The following is a 22,114-nucleotide window of genomic DNA, read 5'->3' as shown; positions in this document are numbered from 1 at the left end:
ACGCAATCGCTACTCCGTGATCTCGCGGACGACACGGCAGGGGTTCCCGGCGGCGAACACGCCGTCAGGAACGTCCCTCGTCACGATGCTGCCGGCACCAATGACTGCGCGCGAGCCGATTCGAACGCCCGGCAGGATGATCGCCCCGCCTCCCACCCAGACATCCGAGCCGATGGTGACGGGCTTGCCGTACTCCTCCTTCCGCCGCAGCTCCGCGTTGAGCGGGTGCATGGGCGTGTAGATCTGCACGCCAGGCCCGAAGAGCGTGTAGTCGCCGATGTGCACCTTGCACACGTCCAGCACGACGCAGTTGAAGTTGAAGAATACGCGCTCCCCCAGTTCGATATTCGAGCCGTAGTCGCAGAAGAAGGGTGGCTGCATCCACACCGTTTCGCCGCCTGCGCCGACCAGCGCTTGGAGGATGCGCCGCCGCTCCTCCTGCTCGCCCTCTCGGGTGGCATTGAGCGATTGGCAGAGGTCCCGCGCGCGAATGCGGGCCGCCACCAGTTCCGCGTCAAACGGGTCGTAAAGCTCCCCATCCAGCATCTTCTGGCGCTCACTCTTCATGGGTGCTCCTCCTTCACGGGGCTCGTCGGTAGGGCGGAGCATCTCAGTCCCTCCGTTTGGTTGCGTCACGTGTTCCCGGCGCAGAACGCCCACATCTGTCAGGTCGCGCTCACGGGCCCGGAGCCGACGACCTGGCGGTGCTCACGCGCTTCCTGCGTTGAGCCGCGGCAGCGCAAGCTCCGTCTGACTTGGTGCGCCCGATGTCTGCAATTGCACGTCGGAACGGGCGGCTCCTTTCCTCCATGTCAGTGGATGGTGTCTCGTCCGCGTGTTTCCTCACCAAGGAGGCATGATGGGCAAAGGCAACGGAAGCGGCGGTCAGGGTTCCGGTGGTGGCAAGGGCAATGGCGGAGGGCAGGGGGGCAGTGGTTCGGGCAAGGGTGGCGGAGGAGGCGGCGGCGGCGGTCATGGCAGGCCGGCCAATGCTCCCAGCACGACCGGAAACCCCTCTGGCGGAGGTCGCGGAAACAACCCTCCCAAGAAGTGAAGGCCCAGGGCAGTGCTGGCAACACATCACCTCTGGGGCCGGCACGGGTTTCGTGTCGGCCTCACAGTCCCGGTGTCGCACAGCGCACAGTCAGCGCCGCGCCACTCCCCACATGCGCTGAGCGTGGCCAAGAGTGGGGCCATGAGGCTGCTGCCTGTCTGCATGGGAGTCCTGGTCTGGGGGTGTTCGGCTCATGGCGTGGGGGAGCGGCCCGGCGCCGTCACCGCCGCGTCCATGGATGGCCGCGAGGTGCTGCGCTTCGAGGGCATGTGTGACGCCTCCGGCGCGGTGGCGCTCGGCGGCAGCCTGTTCGTCGTGGGCGACGATGAGGACAACATCCTCCGTGTCTACGACGCGCGCCGGGGCGGTCCTCCCGTGCAGAGCGTGGACCTGTCTCCGGACCTGGAGCTGCCCGCGGCGAAGAAGAAGCCCCCGGAGGCGGACATCGAGGCGGCCACCGGGCTGGGCTCGCTGTCCTTCTGGCTGACGTCCCACGGCCGGAGCAGCTCCGGGAAGAAGGCGCCCAGCCGGCTGCGCTTCTTCGCCACCGAGGAGACGGACGCGGGGCCCCGGCTGGTGGGGCGGCCGTACACGCAACTCCTGGATGACATGCTCGCGGCGCCCCAACTGGCGCGCTTCGGGCTGGACGGGGCCGAGACGAAGGCGCCCAAGGCTCCGGGAGGGCTCAACATCGAGGGCATGACGGCCATGGCGGATGGGCGCACCATCCTCGTGGGCTTCCGCAGCCCCGTGCCCGACGGGAAGGCGCTGCTGGTGCCGCTGCTCAATCCGGTTGCGTTGGTGGAAGAGGGCGCACGGGCCCAACTGGGCGAGCCCGTGCAACTGGACCTGGGCGGGCTGGGCATCCGTTCGCTGTCCTGGTGGCGCGGCCGCTACGTCATCATCAGCGGTGGCACGGCGGGAGAGGGCACCTCCCGGCTGTTCACCTGGCACGGCGGTGAGGATGCCCCGGTCGCCGTGGAATCGGTGGACCTGGCGGGCCTGAACCCGGAGGCCTTCTTCACGCCGGAGGACGCCGAGGAAATCCTGCTGCTCAGCGACGACGGCGCCGCGCCCGTGGACGGCGTCGAGTGCAAGCGGCTGAAGGACCCGTCGCGCAAGCGCTTCCGGGGCGTCTGGGTGCGGCTGCCGGAAGCGCCGTGAGGCGGCGGGTGCGTCCGTCCGCCGCGCTTGGGGTAGGCTGCGCGGCCATATGCAGCTGGCCATTCCGCATGCTCCCCGGCAGGTCCGACTGACGCAGGTGCCCGGCGCCGTGGGGCGCGTGGTGCGAGGCGTCCTCCTGGGACTGGTGGCCGTGGCGTTGCTGGGCACCGGCGCCGGCTGGGCAGGACGCTACTTCGTCGAAGAGCAGGGTTTCGCCGCGCGGGCGGAGGAAGTGGAGGGGCTGGTGGTGGCCTCCCGTCTTCCACCCCTGGACGCCCGGGATGGCGCGGAAGCCGCCCTGGAGGTGCTCTACACCTTCGCGGAGGCGGAGCACTCCGTGTCCGGCGTCCGGACGTTCGCGGAGTACGCCGAGGGCCTGGGGCGGGGCGCTCGGGTGACACTGCTGGTGGACCCCGCCATGCCGGATCGGCCGCGCGAGGCCGGCTTCGCCCGCTCCCGGGCGATGCGCGTGGGGCTACTCCCCTGGGGCATCGGCCTGGGCGTGCTGGTGGCCGTGGGGTACTTCGCGTGGGAGATGCGGCGCCTGTGGCGCTCAGAGGTGGAACCGCTGCGGTTGGGCGCGCTGGTGTGGCTGACGCCGGACGGGCCCCTGCCAGAGGCCCGGGGCGAGGTGTCCTTTCCGGCCCACTATTTCCGCCAGGATGTGAAGCACGCGGTTCGCGCCCGGGTCCGGCCGGGGCGGGCGCCCGTGCGCAACGGGGAGAAGGTCCTGGCGGCGGTGGTGCCCCGGCAGCCTGGGTGGGCGCGCGTCATCGACCAGGACCTCGCGGGTGTGCTGGGGTGGCTGCGCTGAGACAGATGGTGGGGGCCGAAAATTTGCCGGGGAGGTGGGGCTGTGTGACACACGCCTGTAGCTCGCGCCCACCCGGAGGAACCCCATGCACTCGCGCCTCGTCATCGTGCTGCCCGTGCTGCTGCTGCTCGTCCCGAGCGCGGTGGGGGCCGCCAAGCGAGACGAGGCCGAGGAGGCCTACCAGGGTGCTCGCAAGGTCTACTACGCGCTGAAGGACGACGCGGCCCGGCGCAAGCTGCGCCATCACTGGCTGAACGTGGTGGCGCGCTTCGAGTCCGTGGCCGCGCGCTTCCCGAAGTCGGACCGCGCGCCGGATGCCCTGTTCACGGCGGCGGAGATGCTCCAGGAGTTGAGCCGCATCTCCTTCGTGGAGGACGACCTCAAGGCCTCCATCACCGACTACACCAAGCTGCTGGAGGGCTACCCGAAGCACCGGCTGTCGGATGACGGTGCGCTGGCGCTCGCGAAGATTCACGTCCACCGGCTGGACCAGCCCGAGTCCGCGCGCAAGGTCCTGACGGAGACGCTGGCCGTCAACGGGAAGGGTGACCGGGCTCGGGAGATGCGGGAGCTGCTGGCCTCGCTGCCGTCGCCCAAGGCCCCGCCGCCGCCCCCGCGCAAGGCCGCCCCCGCGGTGGCCAAGAACGATGCGCCCCCGCCGGGCAAGCCGGGCGCCTCCGGCAAGGGCGGCGCGTCCGCTGATTCGTCCGTTGCGGGCAAGGGTGCCGCGCCGGCCAAGGCCGTCGCCTCGGCCGATTCGTCCTCCGCCGGGAAGACCTCCACGTCCAACGACGCGCCGGGGGCGGGCAAGGGCGATGCGTCCGGTCCCGCCAAGGCCGTTGCCTCGGTGGATGCGTCCAGCGACACGTCCGGCCCTGGAAAGGCCGTTGCCTCGGCCGACGCGCAGCAGGCTCCGGCCGTGGAGGCCTCGGCCCCCGCGGAGCGCCCTGCAGCCACCCTGGTGGCCGCCATCGAGAAGATGGCGCGCGAGCCGTCGCCCACCATTCCCCAGAAGGAGCCGAGCGCGCCCGCGAAGGCGGACGCGCGCGAAGGCAGCCTGGACGCGGCCGTCGCCGCCGCCATTGCATCGAAGACTTCCCGCACCGAGCCGCCCGCGGCCGAGCCGCCGCGTCCCATCACCCGTCCGGTGGACGACAAGGTGGCGCAGGCCCGGCTGAAGGCCGTGGCCAAGCAGTCGCGCAGCATGGAGCTGACGCTGGCGGAGCAGCTCGGCCTGAAGGTGCGGCGCGTGGTCATCGACCCCGGCCACGGCGGTCACGACACGGGCGCCATCGGCAAGGGGGGGACGCGCGAGAAGGACGTGGCGCTGTCCATCTCCCTCAAGCTGGCGGAGGAGCTGCGCGAGAAGGGCCTGGAGGTGGTGCTCACCCGCGACGATGACCGGTTCATCCGCCTGGAGGACCGCGCCAAGTACGCCAACGCCGAGCACGGTGACCTGTTCATCTCCGTCCACTGCAACGCCGCGGAGAAGCGCACGCTGCGCGGCATCGAGACGTACACCCTCAACACGTCGGCGGACCGCTACTCCATCCGCCTGGCCGCGCGGGAGAACGCGTCCTCGGAGAAGGGCATCAGCGACCTCCAGTTCATCCTGGCCGATCTGGCCACCAAGGCGAACACCGAGGAGTCGACGCGGCTCGCCACCCAGGTGCAGCGCAGCCTCGTGGGGGGCCTCTCCCGCAAGTACAAGGGCATCCGTGACCTGGGCCACAAGGAAGCGCTCTTCTATGTGTTGTTGGGCGTGAAGATGCCGGCCATCCTGGTGGAGACGTCGTTCCTCTCCAATCCAGACGAAGAGGCACGTCTCAAGTCCAATGCCTACCAGACCGAGGTCGCCAAGGCGATTGCCCAGGGCGTGGAGGAGTTCCTCGGAGACCGCCGCCGCGTGGCGAAGGTGGACTGAGCGCGTCCGGCGCTTCGCCAGAAGTGGGTAGCAAGGACGGACGTGCTGGGCAGTTCAGTTCCGTTCGGCTGGGGAACGCGCGTGTCACCGGGTAGACGCCGCCGGACACCCTCGCGCTTTTCGTTCCAGGGGTGGGTAGAGTCTTGCCCAGCGTGGGCAATGAACTGACGCCCCCTGGGTACATCCTGTCACACGATGCCACATGCCAAGGACCTGGCGCGGGCCGCGAAGCCTGTCCGTCCCTCCCTGGAGGGCTCCCTCCAGGGACATGTGTGCGTTTCGCTGTAAAAACAAACAAGAAACAATTTCCACGTATTGCCTGGAAGCGCACGCGAGGCATTGGTGCGACATGCGCTGAAGGGAGGGGTCCGCCGGACCGCTCAGCGGGCGGCGAGCGGGTTGCAATGCCCTGACGCAGCCGGAATCAACCGGCCGCTCGATGGAGCACGCAACTCAAATGAACGCAATCAAGACTGCCGTTGCCGCTGTCACCGCCGCCGCGTCCCTCGTCGCCTTCTCGCCCGCTGAGGCCGCCACCTCCACCGCCAACCTGAACGTCACCGCCAACGTCGGTGGCTCCTGCTCCATTGGCGCCGGCGGCGGCGGCGGCACGCTGAACTTCGGCACGTACGACCCCATCATCGTCAACTCCGCGCTGGGCATCGACCTGTTCGGCACGGGCGCGCTGAGCGTGCAGTGCACCCTGCTCGGCACCGCGGTCATCACCCTGGGCCAGGGCCTGCACCCGGCCGCGGGCTCGACGGACGCGGCCCCGCTGCGCCGGATGCGCAACACGGCGTCGGCGGACTACCTCGCGTACAGCCTGTACCAGGACGTCACCCGCCTCATCGTGTGGGGTAACACCGCTGGCACGGGCCTCCCGTTCCTGGGCACGGGCCTGCCCGTCCCCGTGCTGGTCTACGGCACGGTTCCGCGCGGCCAGAACGTTCCCTCCGGCACGTACAACGACACCGTCGTCGCCACCATCACCTTCTGATTCGGGGCGATAACACATGCGTAACCGTCTTCTGTCTTGGACTGGCGGCCTGATGTGTTCGGCTGCCTTGGGATGGATTGCCATGGGGACCGCGAGCGCGGCTGAGCTCGATGTCAGTCCGGTTCGGCTTGAATTGGATTCAAGCGCCCGTGGCGTGGTGATGAACGTGAGGAACAAGAGCAGCGAAACCACACGCTTCCAAGCCTCTGTCTATTCCTGGGTTCAGGACGAAGAAGGGCGCATGTCGCTCGCGCCGACTCAGGACTTGTTCTTCTTCCCGTCCATGTTGACGTTGGAGCCCGGGGAGTCCCGCCCCATCCGGGTGGGGAGCTCCTCGGCTCCACAGGATACCGAACGCTCCTTCCGAATCATCGTGGAGGAGCTTCCCCCGCTGCAACCGTCCACCCAGTCAACTGGGTTGAATGTCCTCACCCGCGTCTCAGTGCCTGTCTTTGTCGCCCCCAAGAAGAAGACCATTCAAGGCCAGATCGCGGAGGCCGTGCTGCGCGAGTCGAAGTTCCATGTCCGGGTGCAGAACCCGGGCACGGTGAACTTCTTCATCCGGAACCTTCGGGTCCGGGGGCTCGACGCCAAGGGCAAGCGGCTGGTCGAGAAAGAGGAGCCCGGCTGGTACGTCCTGGCAGGCGACGCGCAGGTGTATGCCATGGAGATTGCTGGCAAGGCCTGCCGCAAGGTCCGCACGGTGGAAGTGGAGATGGAGACCGACCAGGGCGTGCTCCGTCAGACCTCTCCCGTGGAATCTCCCGCTCCCTGCGCTCGCTGACCGACGCACCATGGCCCCCTCCCGGCTTGCAGTCACCCGCGCGCCCTCATGCACGGTGCTGGCGTTATCCTTGTCGTTGGGGGCCTTGTCGGCGGCCGCGCAAGTTCCCGTGGCCGACAGCCCCTCCGCGCCGCCGATGCCCATCGTCGCGGACTTCACCCTGAACGGCGTCCCCCGCGGCGCCACCTTTCCCATGCTGCGGGGCAGTGACGTGCTGCTCCCCGCGGCCACGCTCGAGGCCCATGGCGTGGACCTGGTGGCGCTCGGGGGCCGCCAGGAGGTCATCGAAGGAAAGACATACATCTCCGCGCGGTCCCTGGAGCCTGAAGGGCGCTGCTCCCTGAACGAGCGGACCGTCAGCCTGTCGTGCGAGCTGCCCGCGTCCGTCTTCGGACAGACGCGCATCAACCTCGGGCCGCAGGCGCCGTCGGATTACTCCGTCCGCGGCAGTCCCAGCGGCTTCATCAACTACGCGGCCCACGCCCGCAACACCTCGCTGACCTTCTTTGGAGAGGCCGGCGCGTCGGTGGGGCGGGGCCTGTTGACGACGCAGGCGAGATGGCGGCCCGGCTCCGTGCCCCTGCGGGGGCTCACGCAGTTGTCGTTGGACTTCCCCAAGCACATGGTGCGCGCCATCGCGGGTGAGTCCACGGGATTTGGCGGCGTGCTGGGCGGAGGCGCGGTGGTGGCCGGCTTCCACCTCATGCGCACCTTCGAGCTGAATCCGTACTTCGTGCGCAACCCGATGCAGGACTTCGCGGGCGACGTCACCACGCCGTCCACGTTGGAGGTCTACGTCAACAACCACCTGGTGAAGCGCACCGAGCTCCCGCCCGGTCCCTTCCGGCTGGAGAACCTCACGGTGCCCCGGGGCGAGGGCAACACGCGCTACGTCATCCGGGACGCGTTCGGCCGGGCGAGCGAGGTGAACACGTCCTACTATCTCAGCGGGCAGCAGCTCTCTCCGGGCGTGGTCGACTACCGGCTCTCCGCGGGCATCGAGCGGGAGTCCGTCAATCTCTACAACTTCGCCTTCGGCCGGCCCATGCTCCTGGGCAACTTCCGCATGGGCCTCACATCGTGGCTGACGCCGGGCGTGCGGCTGGAGCTGGCGCCCAACGTCGTCAGCACCGGCGCCATGCAGCTCATCCAACTGCCTTTCGGCGAATTGGAGCTGTCGCAGGCCATCAGCCGCAGTGAGCGGCGGACGGGGCTGGCGGCGGGCATCGTGTACGCGCTCCAGCGCCGCTGGGTGGGTGGCTCCGTCTTCGGCCGGGGCATGAACGAGTCCTACACACACACCAGCCTCAAGCTGGATGACGACCACCCCACCGTGGAGACGGGCGGCTCGCTGTTCCTGGCGCTGGGGGAGAGTGTCAGCGTGGGCGGGCAGGCGATGCTGTCACGCTACCAGCGGGACGGGTGGACGACGTGGCTGGGCGCCACCACCTCCGCGCGCCTGACGGACTGGTCGACGTTGTCCTTCTCCGCCAACCGCAGCAACTCCGAGCGAGGCGGCTCCGCCATCGAGGGGATGGTGTACCTGAACGCCATCTTCGATTCCCGCACCACGGGCACGGTGGGGCACTCCCAGGCGCTGCGCGGGGAAGGGACCACGTCGGTGGACATCGCGCGCTCGGTGCCCATGGAGGGCGGCCTGGGCTACCAGGTGCAGGGCCGGGTGGGGGCGGTGGACCAGGCGATGGCGCGCGCCGACTTCGACTCCAACGTGGGCCGCGTCAGCGCGGGCGCGGAGTGGTTCGAAGGACGGATGGCGGGCATGGCCGAGGTCGCCGGCGGCCTGGTGCTGATTGGCGGACGCGTGCATCCCACGCGCGCGGTGGACCAGGGCTACGCGCTGGTTCGCGTGAAGGGCGTGGAGGGCGTGGGCGTGCGGCTCAACAACCACGAAATCGGGCGCACGGACTCCAGCGGCGAGCTGGTGGTGACGCGGCTCCAGGCCTACAACGCCAACCGGCTCTCGCTGGCGGAGCATCAGGTGCCGCTGGACGTCTACATCCCCTCCACGGAGCAGGTGGTGGCCACGTACCAGCGAGGCGGCGTGGTGCTGGACTTCAAGACGCAGACGGTCCGCGCCTACCGGGGCAAGGTGACCATCGACTCGGCGGAGGACACGCGCTGGCTGTCCTACGGTGAGCTTCGCGTCGAGAAGGACGGAGAGAAGTGGAGTTCACCCATCGGGTGGAATGGTGAGTTCGAACTGGTGGGCCTGCCCGAAGGGCGTCTGCCGGCGACAGTCGTCTACCCCAAGGGCCGTTGCGCGACCTCGCTGGAAGTTCCATCCCTCGAGGGCAAGGTCATTGACCTGGGAACGGTGAGGTGTGTCCATGACGAGGCGAAATAGGGCGGCCGCGTTCGCGGTGGCGGGCGTATGCGGGCTGCTGCCAGGACTGGCGGGGGCCGTCTGCCAGATACGCAGCACGATGGGGGTGAGCTTCGGCACCTACCTCACCACCGACCTGTTGCCCCGGGACTCCGCCGGGAGCATCACCTACCGGTGTGAAGGGCAGGTCACCCCGATCACCATCGACTTCAGCGCCGGTGGCTCCGGCACCCCCCTGGCGCGCAGCATGGCGGGGCCGGGCGCCCAGCGCTTGGAATACAACCTCTACGTGGACGCGACGCGCCTCATCGTCTGGGGCAACGGCACGTCGGGCACGGGGCGCTATGGGCCCGTCATCCCCCTGTTCGGCGTGGAGGTGACGGTGCCCATCTTCGGGCGCATCCCGGCCGGGCAGGCCATCCCCGCGGGGGCCTACGCGGACACGCTGGTGATGACGGTGACTTTCTGAGGGGCCGGGCCCTCGGTCACTGGAGCACCGCCAGCAGGTCTCCACCCTGGACGGAGGCCTTGAGCGCGGGGACGACCTCCGCCACGGTGCCGGCGCGCGGGGCCCGCACCACCGTCTCCATCTTCATCGCCTCAAGGGTGACGAGGGGCGCGCCCGCCTCCACGGCGTCTCCCGACTTGGCATGCAGGGCGATGACGGTGCCCGGCATGCTCGCCGCGACGTGGCTGGGATTGGCGCGGTCCGCCTGACGCCGCGCCTCCACGGTGGCGGCGCGGCTGCGGTCCCTTACGTGCACGGTGCGGGTGTGGCCGTTGAGGGCGAAGTAGACGGTGCGCACGCCTTCCTCGTCTGGCTCGCCCACTGCGGACAGGCTGATGACCAGCGTCTTGCCTGGCTCCAGGTCCACCCAGACTTCCTGTCCCACCTCCATGCCGTAGAAGTAGTTCGGGGTGTCGAGGATGGACACGTCCTCGTAGCGCCCCAGGTCTTCCAGGTAGCCGGCCATGACGCGGGGATAGAGCGCGCTGGAGATGGCGTCCACGCGGGTGAGCGCATGTCCTGTCTTCGTGGAGAGCTCCCGTTGGAGCGCGTCCAGGTCCAGCGGCGGCAGGCTGGCGGAGGGCCGTCCCTCCACGCGGGGCAGGCCCTTGAGCACGGCGGCGCGCAGGTCCTCGGGGAAGCCGTTGGGCGGCTGGCCCAGCTCACCCCGGAAGTAGCCCACCACGCTGGTGGGGAAGTCCAGGCGCGGCGCCTGTTCAATCAGCCTCTGGCGCGTGAGCGCGGCCGCCTCCGCCAGCGTGGAAGCGCGCACCGTGAGGTCGTTCTTGAGCAGGAAGATGGCGAAGTCACCGACCATCTTCGACGACGGCGTCACCTTCGGGATGTCGCCCACCAGGACGTTCACGAGCGCGAAGGCGTCCTTCACGTCGTTCCACCGGCCCAGCAGGCCCAGCTCCGCCACCTGCGGCCGGAGGTTGGAGTACTGGCCGCCCGGAATCTCGTGGTAGTACACCTCGCTGGTGGTGCTCTTGAGGCCGGCCTCGAAGGGGGCGTAGTACTCGCGCACGTCCTCCCAGTAGTTGGCCAGCGGCTGAAGGCGCGCGTTGGCCAGGCCCGTCTCACGGGGGTGACCGCGCAGGGCGCTGACCAGCGCGTTGAGGCTGGGCTGGCTCGTCAGGCCCGCCATGCTGCCCAGCGCCACGTCCACCACGTGCACGCCCTGCTCGATGGCTTCCAGGTAGCTGGCGATGCCATTGCCGGACGTGTCGTGCATGTGCAGGTGGATGGGCAAGCGCGTCACCTCGCGCAGGCGCTGCACCAGCATGGCCGCCGCGCGCGGGCGCAAGAGGCCCGCCATGTCCTTGATGCAGAGGAAGTGCGCGCCGGAGTCTTCAATCCGCTTCGCGAGGTCCGCGTAGTAGTCCAGCGTGTACTTCGTGCGCTTGGGGTTGGCGACGTCGCCCGTGTAGCAGATGGCCACCTCCGCCACCTTGCCCGTCGTCAGCACGCGGCGGATGGAGACCTCCATGCTGCCCAGGTCATTGAGGCTGTCGAAGATGCGGAACACGTCCACGCCCGCCTCGGCCGCCTCGTCGATGAAGGCCTCCACCACGTTGTCCGGGTAGCTGGTGTAGCCCACGGCGTTGGCCCCGCGCAGGAGCATCTGCTGGAGCAGGTTGGGCGCGGCGGCCTTGAGCGCGCGCAGGCGGGCCCACGGGTCCTCGTTGAGGAAGCGGTAGGTGGTGTCGAAGGTGGCGCCGCCCCAGCTCTCCAGGCTGAACAGCTCGGAGGCCAGGTGCGCGGTGGACGGGGCCACGCGGAGGATGTCCCGCGTGCGCATGCGCGTGGCCAGCAGGGACTGGTGCGCATCCCGCATGGTGGTGTCCGTCAGCAGCACGCGCTTCTGGGCCAGCACCCAGTCCGCCAGCCCGCGCGGGCCCTTCTCCGCCAGGATGTGCGCGGTGCCCCGAGGCACCGGGCCCGAAGGCGTCACTGGCAGCCGCGGCTCCAGGAACTGCGTGGGCTTGAGCCGCTGGTCCTTCTTGATGGTGGGGTGCCCGTTGACGATGACGTCGCCCAGGTACTGGAGCAGCTTGGTGGCCCTGTCCCTGCGGGGCTCCAACTGGAACAGCTCCGGCGTCTCGTCGATGAAGCGCGTGTACGTCTCTCCCTGTTGGAAGGCGGGATGGGCGAGCACGTTCTCCAGGAAGGGCAGGTTCGTCTTCACGCCGCGGATGCGGAACTCGCGCAGCGCGCGCTGGCCCTTCATCACCGCGCCCTGGAACGTGGGCGCGTAGGCGATGACCTTCACCAGCATGGAGTCGTAGTAGGGGGAGATGACGGCGTTGGTGTAGCCGTTGGAGCCGTCCAGCCGGATGCCGAAGCCCGTGGCCGCGCGCCAGGCGGTGATGACGCCCGCGTCGGGCATGAACTGGTTGGCGGGGTCTTCGGTGGTGACGCGCAGCTGCACCGCGTAGCCCCGGGGCACCACGTCCTCCTGCCGGGAGATGCCCACCTCCGGCGCGTCCAGCCGGTAGCCCTCCGCGATGCGAAGCTGGCTCTGCACCAGGTCCACGCCCGTCACCTGCTCGGTGACGGTGTGCTCCACCTGGAGGCGGGCATTGCACTCGATGAAGTAGAAGGCGTCGCCCGCCACCAGGAACTCGGCGGTGCCAGCGCTGGTGTAGCCGGCCTTGCGCGCCAGCCGCACCGCCGCGTCGCAGATGGCCTCCTTCACCGCCGGGGCCAGGTTGGGCGCGGGGGCAATCTCAATGACCTTCTGGTGGCGCCGCTGCACGGAGCAGTCCCGTTCGTGCAGGTGGACGATGTTGCCGTGCAAATCTCCCAGAAGCTGTACCTCGATGTGGCGCACGTGCTCCAGGAAGCGCTCCAGGAACACCGACGACGAACCGAAGGCGCTCTTCGCCTCTGAACGCGCGGAGGCCAGCGCATCCTCCAGCGCCTTCGCCTCGCGCACCACGCGCATGCCTCGGCCGCCGCCGCCATGGGCCGCCTTCACCAGGATGGGGCCACCCTGCTTCGCGAAGAAGGCACGGGCCTGCTCCAGCACGTGCGCGTCGTCGCCCTCCAGGGTGATGCCGGGAACCACCGGGACACCGCACGCTTCGGCCAGGTGCTTGGCGGCGACCTTGTCGCCCATGGTGCGGACCACGTCCGAGCGCGGGCCGATGAAGCGGATGCCGCGCCGCTCACACGCCTCGGCGAAGGCGGCGTTCTCCGACAGGAAGCCGTAGCCGGGGTGGATGGCGTCCACGCCGGCCTTCACGGCCACGTCGAGGATTTCGTCGATGCCCAGGTACGCCTCCACGGGCCGCTTGCCCCGGCCCACGAGGTACGCCTCGTCGGCCTTGTGGCGGTGCTCGTGGGTACGGTCTTCGTCGCTGTAGATGGCGACGGTGCGGATGCCCAGCTCGTTGCACGCGCGGAAGACGCGAATGGCAATCTCACCGCGGTTGGCGCAGAGGACCTTCTGAATGGGACGCAGCGACACATGTTCCATGTGCGCGCTGTATGCATCCGGTGGGCCCCGGAGCAACGGCTGCCAGGGCGAACGTCCGATTCAGGGCGCGGCGCCGCGTGAGCGCCGCGCCGTGCGTCAGGTGCCGGACTGCGAGGGCTGGGCGGCCGGCTGCGGGCCGTTCGCCGTCTCCTCGTAATCCAGGTCCCGGTGGAACGTCTCTTCCAGTCGGGTGAGGGCCAGCAGCGCCAGGCCGAAGCAGACGCTGCCGACGATGATCGCCGCGGTGGACACCGACAATTCGCCCTTCAGGTAGGCGAAGCCGCTGGCCGCGAGCGCCGCCGAGCCACGCACGAAGTTGGGGACGGTGGTGGCCACGGTGCCGCGGATGTTGGTGCCGAACTGCTCGGCGGCCATGGTCACCAGCACGGCCCAGTAGCCCACGGTGATGCCAATCAGGAAGCTCAGGCCGTACACCATGGTGCTGGTGAGGCCCGGGGTGAGGCCGTAGACGAGCATCAGCACGAAGCCCGCGGTGAGGTTCATCGCCACCGCGCGCTTGCGGCTCTTGAGCCACTGGCTGAAGACGCCCGCCAGCAAGTCACCCAGCGTCAGGCCGATGGAGCCATAGAGGATGGCGTTGCCGGCCGTCACGGTGCCGTGGACGTTGAGGCCGGCCGTCAGCTCGGGCGCGAAGGTGAAGAGGATGCCCGTGGTGAAGTAGATGGGCACGCCGATGAGGATGCAGCAGATGTACTTGAGGAACCGGCCACCGGTGAGGAGCAGCAGCGGGTTGGCGCGCGCGGGGTCCATCTTCTTGCTGAACAGCTCCGACTCCGACACCTTGAAGCGCGCGAAGAGCAGCGCGAGGCCCATGAAGCCGCCGGTGAGGTAGGCCGTCTTCCAGTGCATGTGCTGGCCCAGGAAGGCCGCGGCGACGATGCCGAGCATGCCCAGCGTGGCGACGATGGTGGTCCCCAGGCCGCGCTTCTCCTTGGGCAGGGACTCCGCCACCAGGGTGATGGCCGCGCCCAGCTCACCCGCGAGCCCCACGCCTCCGAGGAAGCGGAGCACGGCGTAGCTGGTGACGTCCCAGGCGAAGGCGTTGGCCAGGTTCGCGAAGGAGTAGAGCAGGATGGAGCCGAACATCACCGACAGGCGCCCGCGCTTGTCGGCGAGCACGCCCCACAGCAGGCCGCCCACCATCATGCCCACCATCTGCGCGTTGTAGATGAGCAGGCCGCTCTGGAGGATGTCGGCCGGGTCGGTGACGCCGATGTCCTTGAGCGATGCGACACGCACCACGCCGAACAGCGTGATGTCGAAGAGGTCGACGAAGTAGCCGAGCCCGGCCACCAGCACGGTCAGGTTGAGGACCGAGCGGAGCTCTCTCAGGAATTTCATACGCCCGATTAACGGACTTTGGCGCGCGAGGAGCAAGCGCCCCGCGTAGGGGGCTGCATGACGCACTGCATGAACCTGAATTCACCTTCAGGCCATGGCCTGGGCGAGCGCCTGCTCGATCTGGGACAGGCCGTAGGGCTTGGGCAGGAGGATGGCGCTGGCGAGCGGCCCCTTGGCACCACCGGTGTCCACGTTGGTACCGTGGCCGGACGCGATGATGACGCGAAGGCCGGGCACGTCCTGGACAGCCTGGTGGGCCAGCTCGATGCCGGACTTGCCGGGCAGGCTCACGTCGGTGAACAGGAGGTCGAACGCCTGTGCGCGCAAGAGGGGCGTGGCTTCTTCCGCGCAGGTGACGGCCGTCACGGTGTGGCCCATCGTCTCCAGCAGCTCGCAGGCGGGGAGGAGGATGTTCTCGTCGTCCTCCACCAGGAGGATGCGCAGCGCGGTCCGCTTCACGCGAGCGGGTGCCGACGTGGTGGCGCCGTGGGTCGGCTGGGGGGCTTCGCGCTGGGTGATGCGTTGCTGCCGGGCGGCCAGGAGCTGGCGGATCTTCCGCGCCAGGTCCTCGCGGCGGTAGGGCTTGCTCAGCAGTTGGACACCCGGATCCAGCCGGCCGCCGTGGACAATGGCGTTCTCCGTGTAGCCGGACGTGAAGAGCACCTCCAGGTCCGGGGAGAGGGCCTTGGCCTGCCGCGCCAGTTCGGGGCTGCGGACCGGGCCGGGCATCACCACGTCGGTGAAGAGCAGGTCGATGGGGATGCCGCTCTGGATGACCGCGAGCGCGCTCTGCCCGTCAGAGGCCTTGAGCACGCGGTAGCCCAGCTCCGTCAGTATCTCCACCGCGGTGGCGCGCACCTCCGCGTCGTCCTCGACGACGAGCAGCGTCTCGGTGCCGCCCTCGACCTGTTCGGAGGTGACCTCGGCGCGCGGCATCTCCGCCTGGAGCGAACGGGGGAGGTAGATCTTGATGGTCGTCCCGTGGCCGACCTCGCTGTAGATCTTGACGTGGCCGCCCGTCTGCTTGACGAAGCCATACACCATGCTGAGCCCCAGGCCCGTGCCGCGGCCTTCGGGCTTGGTGGTGAAGAACGGCTCGAAGGCGCGCTCCAGCACCTCGGGCGGCATGCCGCAGCCGGTGTCGGAGATGGCCAGCAACACGTGCTGGCCCGGCACGACGTCCGGGTGGAGCTGGGCGTAGTGGTCATCCAGCATCGCGTTGCCGGCCTCGACCGTCAGCTTGCCTTCGCTCGCCATCGCGTCACGCGCGTTGATGGCCAGGTTGAGGATGACGTTTTCGAGCTGGTTCGGATCGGCGAACGTGTTCCAAAGCCCGCCGCCGATGATGGTCTCCAGCGCCACGTCCTCGCCGAGCGCGCGCCGCAGCAGGTCATCCATGTCGCGGACCATGCGGCCCAGGTTGATGACCGTGGGATTGAGCGGCTGCCGCCGTGCGAAGGCCAGCAACTGGGACGCGAGCCGGGCGCCGCGCTCCACCGCGCCCACCGCCGTGCTCAACCGGCGCTGCGCCTGGGCGTTGTCGCCCACATCCCGGAACAGGAGCTGCAAGTTTCCGCTGATGACCTGGAGCAGGTTGTTGAAGTCGTGCGCCACGCCGCCGGTGAGCTTGCCCACCGCTTCCATCTTCTGGGCCTGCCGGAGGGCGGCCTCTGCTTGACGCCGTTCGGCCTCGCTCTCCTCCAATGCGCGGGTGCGCTCCCGGACGAGCGCCTCCAGGTGGTCCTTGTACTGGCGCAGCTCGTCCTGGGCGCGCCTCTGCTCCGTGATGTCGTGGCCCTGGACGAAGATGCCGGAGATGGACCCGTCCGGCTCGATGATGGGCTGATACACGAGGTCGACGTAGCTCTCCGCCAGCGTGTCATCAGGGGTTCGCTGGAGCGAGACTTTCATGCCCCGGCCGACGAAGGCCTGACCCGTGGTGAAGACACGGTCCAGCAGCTCGAAGTATCCCTGGCCATCCAGTTCGGGCAGGGCATCCCGGATGTGCTTGCCGAGGATGTCCCGGTGTCCGACGAGCTGCATGTAGGCCGTGTTCGCCAGTTCGAAGACATGGCCCTGGCCGCGAAGGAAGCACATGAAGCCCGGCGCCTGCTCGAACAGTCGACGGAGGTGGCGCCGCTCCTGATCCAGGTTCTGGTTCGCCTCCTGGACCTGCAGCGCGCGCAGGAAGACGCCGGCTTCCAACTGCGACGGTGGAGGCTTGCGGGTGCCGGTGGAGCCGGTCGCGGTCTGGACGGCCTCCTGCAGCCGCTGGAGCTCCGTGACGTCCATGGTGTGCTGGAGGATGTAGGCCACCTCGCCCGAGGCATCGAGCAGGGGGATGTGGGTGGCGCTCCAGTACCGGTACGTCGGGACGACGCCCTGATTCGTCAACTCGGGGACGCGGTAGGGAATCAGGGCCAGGATGTCCGGCGCCCGCTTTGTCAGGACGCGCAGGAAGGACTCCCGGAGCTGCCGGAGATTGGCGTTGTTCGGGTCCGAGGGGTCGTCCGGGAAGGCCTCGAAGACGCTTCGGCCAAGCAGCTCGTCCAGCTTGCTGGCCGTGACGCGCAGGTACGCCGGGTTGGCGGCGACGAAGCGCAGCTCGCGGTCGAGCAGCATGTACGGGTTGGGTGAGACGTCGAAGAGCGTCTTGAAGTCGATGATGGGGTGCATCGTGCGGCGGAGCTCCTCACCCTGAGGCGGGTTGCGCCGACGGGGGGCAGGGCGAGCTACCCTTGACTGGTCTGCCGCCAGGACGCCATTGCCTCTGCTGCTGGGACGGAACCTCTGTCGCTCAGGCGACACACCCGGATGGCGGCGACGCACGGCCTCAGGGTGGATGTCCGAAGAGCCTGGGGCACGGATGTGCCATGCCTACATGAACGAACCTTCAGGCAGTTTTCGCGGGTCGTGATTCCGGTCGCCCGCCCGCATGGCTCGTTTGTGCGCGGCCAGGCGCGGGACGGGATGCGCAATGCCTACATGAACACGTCATCAGTGGTTTTTCAGGAGCTGCTGGCCTGCCTCCGCGCGAGGAAATGCGCCTCATCGGGAGGGCAATGCCTACATGAAGTTCTTTTCAGTGGTTTTTGGCACCCTCCGGCAGGTGATGCGCGGACGATAAGGGGCTTCGCCAATGACGAAGTCTGTCATTGTGGTTGATGAAAACGCAGACATGTGAGGATTATCTTTGTGTGTCTGTGTTTGTTTGTGATTGATGACTGTGTTTCACGCGAGGCCCCGGCTGTCTCCGGGGCCTCAAGCGGTACCGCAGGATTACGCGCCAGCGCGCTGGCGGTTCAGCCGGTCGTAGTGCCGGTAACCCAGCTTGTCGAGCGCGCTCGCGGGCGCAAGACCGATGTCCACCAGCGTCTTGATGTCATACGTCCCCGCGAGCACGGGCGGCGCGTAGTTCCGGACGGCATCCGCGCTGCGGAACTTCTCCAGCGGGAAGAGCACGGTGTTCGTGTGCACGTGCATGAAGTGCGCGGCGGACTGGCGCTGCCAGCCCGGAACGCCCGGGGCGGTGATGACGTGCGGCGTGGCGAGGAACGTGCCACCCGTGAGGATCTCCAACTGCTGGCCCACCTGCGCCACGATGCAGCCCGCGGGCGCGGTTCCCCGCACCTTGAGTCCGTTGGGCGCATCGGGCGTCGCGCGGGTGCGGAGGTAGAGGCCGCTCTTGTTGTCGGGGCCGGGCGCGGGGCTGCCGTCCGGGTCCAGGAAGCGGCCGCCCGGGAGCAGGGTGAGCAGGTTGAAGTCGGTGTGCTCCTCGCCCCAGACGATGTCCGTGTTCACCTGCGCGTTGGTGAGCGGCAGGTACTGGAGCGCGCGGGTGACGTGGGCAGCCCGGTCGCACAGGTCGGTGAACAGCGTCTCCGGCAGGCCCAGGGCCACCGCGGAGCCACGGAGCAGCTTCAGGCCGGCCTCATGGAGGGAGCGGCCTAGCGTCATGATGCCGTCCTCGAAGTAGGGCGGCGCGTTGTGGGGCCACACGTTCTCCGGGTACAGCTCCGGGAACTCGAGCGCGGACTGCGCGTCGTTGGGGTAGGGCGCGACGAAATAGCACTCCTTGAAGTCCGGCTGGCCATTGCTGGCGACCGCGACCTCGGTGTTCGGAGGCGTCCAGCCGCGCTGGTACCAGATGTCCGCGCGGCCGTAGGGCTTCTTCTCCTCGGCGGGCCGGGCGATGAACGCCGCGAACGCGTCGTAGAACCGGTTCAGCGCCTGGGTGTCGACGCCGTGGTTCTTCAGGTACACGAGGCCAAAGACGCCAAAGGCCTCGCGGATCGCCGCGGCGGCGCGCTCGACGCGAGCGGAGTCATCCGACGCGAGGTCGGCGAGGTCGACAGTGGGGATGTTGAGCGAAGAGGTCTCGGCCATGATGGGGCCCAGGTGTACCGCTCCTCGGGAATAAATGGGAGGCCCTGTTGCTCTGTGGCGTCCCGCCGGGGCCGGTCGGACGCTGCAAAACCCGGATCCCCGGCGAGGGCACCCCTGGCGCAAATTCTGCGCTTCCCCCTGCGCGGTCTGGAGCCCGGGGTTATCGTCCGCCGCCCGCCGTCGAGAGGTCTCCCCCCGTGAAGAAGCTCGTCTCCGCCTGGTTCCGCATTCCCTTCTGGCAACGTGTCCTGGGGGCGTTCGTGCTCGGGGCCGTGGCCGGGTGGCTCGTGGGGGAGCCAGCGGGGCCCTGGTTCCAGCCGCTGGGCACGCTCTACGTCAACCTCATCAAGATGATCGCCACACCGCTGGTGTTCTTCGCGGTCATCAACGCGGTGGCGGCGCTTCACGGGCAGAAGAGCATGGCGGTGCTCGGCGGCAAGACGTTCCTCTGGTTTGGCGTCACCGCCGCGCTGGCGGTGGGGGTGGGCCTGGCCGTCGCCGCGCTGCTGCGTCCGGGGGAGGGCGTGGGCCAGCTCATGGCCACCGAAACCTACAAGCCACGGGACGTGCCCGGCCCCATCCAGGTGCTGCTGGACGTGGTGCCCACCAACCCGTTCGCGGCGCTCGCGAACGGGAAGATCCTCCAGGTCATCTTCTTCGCCGGCCTGCTGGGCTTCGCGCTGGTGAAGCTCGGCGCGAAGACGGCCCGGCTGCGCGAGCTGGTCCGCGAGGCCAGCGACGCGATGATTCAGGTCACCCGCTTCGTGCTGGAGCTCACGCCGCTGGGCACCTTCGGCCTCATCGCCGCACTGGTGGGCACCTACGGCTTCGAGCGCCTGTTGCCGCTGGGCAAGCTGGTGCTGGCGCTGTACGTGGCGTGCGCGCTGCACATCGTCTTCGTGTACGGCGGCCTCCTGATGACGCACGGGCTCAACCCGCTGCGCTTCTTCCGGGGCGCCGCGCCCGGCATGCAGGTGGCCTTCGTCAGCTCGTCGAGCTTCGCGTCCATGCCAGTGGCCCTGCGCGCCGTGACGAACAACCTGGGCGTCAACAAGGACTACGCGGCCTTCGCCGTGCCGCTGGGGGCCAGCATCAAGATGGATGGGTGCGGTGCCATCTACCCGGCCATCGCGTCGCTCTTCGTCGCGCAGTACTTCAGCCTGGAGCTGTCCGCGTCGCAGTACTTCATCATCCTGCTGGCGTCGGTGCTGGGCAGCTTCGGTACCGCAGGCGTGCCCGGGACGGCGGTGGTCATGGCCACGGTGGTGCTCAGCTCCGCGGGCTTGCCACTGGAGGGGCTGGGCTACCTGCTCGCCATCGACCGCGTCCTCGACATGATGCGCACGATGACCAACGTCACGGGCCAGATGCTGGTCCCGGTGCTGGTGGCGCGCGAAGAGGGCCTTCTTGATGCCGCCGTCTACAACGGGGCGTCCCCCGCCATCGCGCTGGAAGAGGACGCGGTGAAGGCGGACTGAGCTGCCTCCGTCCAGAGGGCACGCGCGTGTGCGCTCTCCGACGGGCGTCCCTCCCTGGCTTGGAGTAACGGACACGCCGCGAGGTCCGCGCTACCGCCCCCAAACGCCGCTCCGCTAGGTGCGGGCTTCGTGCCTGCCTGAGCGGTGTATGGGTCTCTTTCCACCGGCGACTGATGGAGTCCTGCGAGGCGTGCTCGGCCTGATGGCCGTGCTGCCGGTCGCCACGCCCGTGGCGTTGCTGCTGCTGGCCCGCAGTCCCCTGGGGACGGGGGCCTTCGAGCCCGTGCAGCAGCCGGTGCAGTTCGACCACCGCCACCACGCGGCGGACGAGGGCATTGGCTGCCGCTACTGCCATGACGGCGCGTGGCAGGGGCCTTCGGCGGGCATTCCCCCCACCAGCCGGTGCATGGGGTGTCACGCGCAGATCTGGAACGAGAGCGCGCTGCTGGCGCCCGTGCGCCAGAGCTACTTCGAGGACCGGCCCATTCCGTGGAACAGGGTCCACCGGCTGCCGCAGTACGTCTTCTTCAACCACGCCATCCACGTCCACAAGGGCGTGGGGTGCGTGAGCTGCCACGGCCGCGTGGACCAGATGCCGCTGGTGGAGCAGGTCGCGCCGCTCACCATGGGCTGGTGCCTGGAGTGCCACCGCGACCCGGCACCGCACCTGCGGCCTCCGGAGCACGTCGCGGACATGACGTGGAGCCCGCGGGGCCCAGCCCGCGACGTGGGCCTGGCGGTGATGCGGGCCCTGGATGTCTCGCCCCGGACCGAGTGCTCCACATGCCACCGCTGACCGACCGATATCCGCTCCCCGTCCTGGATGGAGCCGAGCCCTGGCGCAGCCTGGAGGCGAGGCAGGGCGCCGCGCCCGCGCCGTCGCCGGGTGAGTTCCCCTTGGATGCCGATGCGCCACCTCGGGGGCTGTCCCGGCGCGTGTTGCTGGAGTTGGCCGCGTTCGGCACCGCCGCCGCGGGCCTGACGGGCTGTTTCCGCGCGCCGCCGGAGAAGGTCCTGCCGTACTCGCGGCCCCCGCCGGATGTCACTCCGGGCATCCCGCTCCACTACGCCACGGGGCTTTCGTTGGAGGGCTACGCGCGTGGCGTCCTGGTGCGCAGCCAGGAGGGGCGGCCCACGCTGGTGCAGGGCAATCCGTCCCACCCGGAGAGCCTGGGCGCGGCGGGCGCACACGAGCAGGCGTCGCTCCTGGGCCTGTATGACCCGCACCGGGCTCGGGCCGTACGCCACCGTGGCGCGCCCACCTCCCTGTCCCAGGTCTTCCAGATGGTGCGCCGTCGCGCCGCGCGCCAGGACGGAGGGGCGGGACTTCGCTTGCTGGTGGAGCCCACCGCGTCACCGCTGTGGACCCGGACCTTCGAGCGCATCCTGGCTCGCTTCCCGAAGGCCCGGGTGGTGCCCTTCAGCGCCACGCAGACGGGGAACGCGCACGAGGGCGCTCGCCTGGCGTGGGGCCGGCCGCTGCGCGCGATGCCGGCCTGGGGCTCCGCGCGCGCCGTGGTGGCCCTGGATGACGACTTCCTGTCCACGCTGACGGGAGGACTGCGCGCGCCACGTGAATTCGTCTCCGCGCGCATGCCGCCGGCGCTCAACCGTCTCTGGGTGGTGGAGAGTCGCTTGAGCCTCACGGGCGCCTTCGCGGATGAACGGCTCCGGGCGCGCCCGTCTCGTGTGCCGTGGATTGCCCGGGCGCTCGCGGCGGAGTTGGGGCGACTGCTGGGGCGCGATGCGTTGAGGGGGCTCGGGCGCGGGGCGCTGGAGCCCGCGGAGCATCGCTGGGTGGTGGGGGCCGCTCGGGAC

14 protein-coding genes and 1 pseudogene are annotated in these 22,114 nt (G+C 69.2%); 10 read left to right on the top strand and 5 right to left on the bottom strand.

Features of this window, described 5'->3' with window-relative positions:
* Positions 1-9: 9 nt before the first annotated feature.
* Positions 10-567, bottom strand: a complete 558-nt coding sequence (locus FMP39_RS31790; protein WP_141593818.1) for a sugar O-acetyltransferase — start codon at positions 565-567, stop codon at positions 10-12.
* 628 nt (positions 568-1,195) lie between these two features.
* Here FMP39_RS31790 and FMP39_RS31785 point away from each other — a divergent pair.
* The 7 genes from FMP39_RS31785 (at position 1,196) to FMP39_RS31755 (ending at position 9,550) form a co-directional block, all read left to right on the top strand.
* Positions 1,196-2,218: a DUF3616 domain-containing protein gene (locus FMP39_RS31785; protein ID WP_228558508.1), complete on the top strand. Its 1,023-nt coding sequence runs from the start codon at positions 1,196-1,198 to the stop codon at positions 2,216-2,218.
* 49 nt (positions 2,219-2,267) lie between these two features.
* Positions 2,268-3,032: a DUF3592 domain-containing protein gene (locus FMP39_RS31780; protein ID WP_090494534.1), complete on the top strand. Its 765-nt coding sequence runs from the start codon at positions 2,268-2,270 to the stop codon at positions 3,030-3,032.
* Positions 3,033-3,117: 85 nt separating this feature from the next.
* Positions 3,118-4,956, top strand: coding sequence for an N-acetylmuramoyl-L-alanine amidase (locus FMP39_RS31775; RefSeq protein WP_141593817.1), 1,839 nt, complete (start codon positions 3,118-3,120; stop codon positions 4,954-4,956).
* A gap of 457 nt (positions 4,957-5,413) precedes the next feature.
* Positions 5,414-5,953, top strand: coding sequence for a fruiting body spore coat protein U (pru, locus tag FMP39_RS31770; RefSeq protein WP_090494530.1), 540 nt, complete (start codon positions 5,414-5,416; stop codon positions 5,951-5,953).
* Positions 5,954-5,969: 16 nt separating this feature from the next.
* A complete protein-coding gene (locus FMP39_RS31765; protein WP_141593815.1) occupies positions 5,970-6,737 on the top strand; it encodes a fimbria/pilus periplasmic chaperone in 768 nt (255 codons plus the stop codon).
* 109 nt (positions 6,738-6,846) lie between these two features.
* Entirely contained in the window at positions 6,847-9,102 is a 2,256-nt protein-coding gene (locus tag FMP39_RS31760; protein WP_228558506.1) for a fimbria/pilus outer membrane usher protein, read from the top strand.
* Positions 9,086-9,550, top strand: coding sequence for a spore coat U domain-containing protein (locus FMP39_RS31755; RefSeq protein WP_228558505.1), 465 nt, complete (start codon positions 9,086-9,088; stop codon positions 9,548-9,550). Before FMP39_RS31760 ends, FMP39_RS31755 begins: the two co-directional genes overlap by 17 nt.
* A 16-nt stretch (positions 9,551-9,566) precedes the next feature.
* Here FMP39_RS31755 and FMP39_RS31750 read toward each other — a convergent pair whose 3' ends face one another.
* The 4 genes from FMP39_RS31750 to FMP39_RS31735 form a co-directional block, all read right to left on the bottom strand.
* Positions 9,567-13,070: a pyruvate carboxylase gene (locus FMP39_RS31750; protein ID WP_141593812.1), complete on the bottom strand. Its 3,504-nt coding sequence runs from the start codon at positions 13,068-13,070 to the stop codon at positions 9,567-9,569.
* Positions 13,071-13,166: 96 nt separating this feature from the next.
* Positions 13,167-14,432 carry an MFS transporter gene (locus FMP39_RS31745; RefSeq protein WP_141593811.1) on the bottom strand — a complete coding sequence of 422 codons (1,266 nt, stop codon included), beginning with the start codon at positions 14,430-14,432 and terminating at the stop codon, positions 13,167-13,169.
* Positions 14,433-14,519: 87 nt separating this feature from the next.
* Entirely contained in the window at positions 14,520-17,108 is a 2,589-nt protein-coding gene (locus tag FMP39_RS31740; RefSeq protein WP_141593810.1) for a response regulator, read from the bottom strand.
* 603 nt (positions 17,109-17,711) lie between these two features.
* Positions 17,712-18,818, bottom strand: a complete 1,107-nt coding sequence (locus FMP39_RS31735; RefSeq protein WP_141593809.1) for an isopenicillin N synthase family oxygenase — start codon at positions 18,816-18,818, stop codon at positions 17,712-17,714.
* Between the two features lie 197 nt (positions 18,819-19,015).
* Between FMP39_RS31735 and FMP39_RS31730 the strand changes: the two genes are divergently transcribed.
* From FMP39_RS31730 to FMP39_RS31720, 3 genes and pseudogenes are all read left to right on the top strand, one after another.
* The gene (locus tag FMP39_RS31730) at positions 19,016-20,296 is read left to right on the top strand and encodes a dicarboxylate/amino acid:cation symporter (RefSeq protein ID WP_141593808.1); all 1,281 of its coding nucleotides are present in this window, start codon (positions 19,016-19,018) and stop codon (positions 20,294-20,296) included.
* 148 nt (positions 20,297-20,444) lie between these two features.
* Positions 20,445-21,092, top strand: coding sequence for a cytochrome c3 family protein (locus tag FMP39_RS31725; RefSeq protein WP_141593807.1), 648 nt, complete (start codon positions 20,445-20,447; stop codon positions 21,090-21,092).
* Positions 21,080-22,114 (top strand): annotated as a pseudogene (locus FMP39_RS31720) (oxidoreductase); the annotation flags it as partial. The gene FMP39_RS31725 and the pseudogene FMP39_RS31720, both read left to right, overlap by 13 nt.

The organism is Myxococcus sp. AB056, assembly GCF_006547365.1.
In the GTDB taxonomy this organism is placed as follows: domain Bacteria; phylum Myxococcota; class Myxococcia; order Myxococcales; family Myxococcaceae; genus Myxococcus; species Myxococcus virescens.
This window is presented reverse-complemented; position numbering and strand designations above follow the sequence as displayed.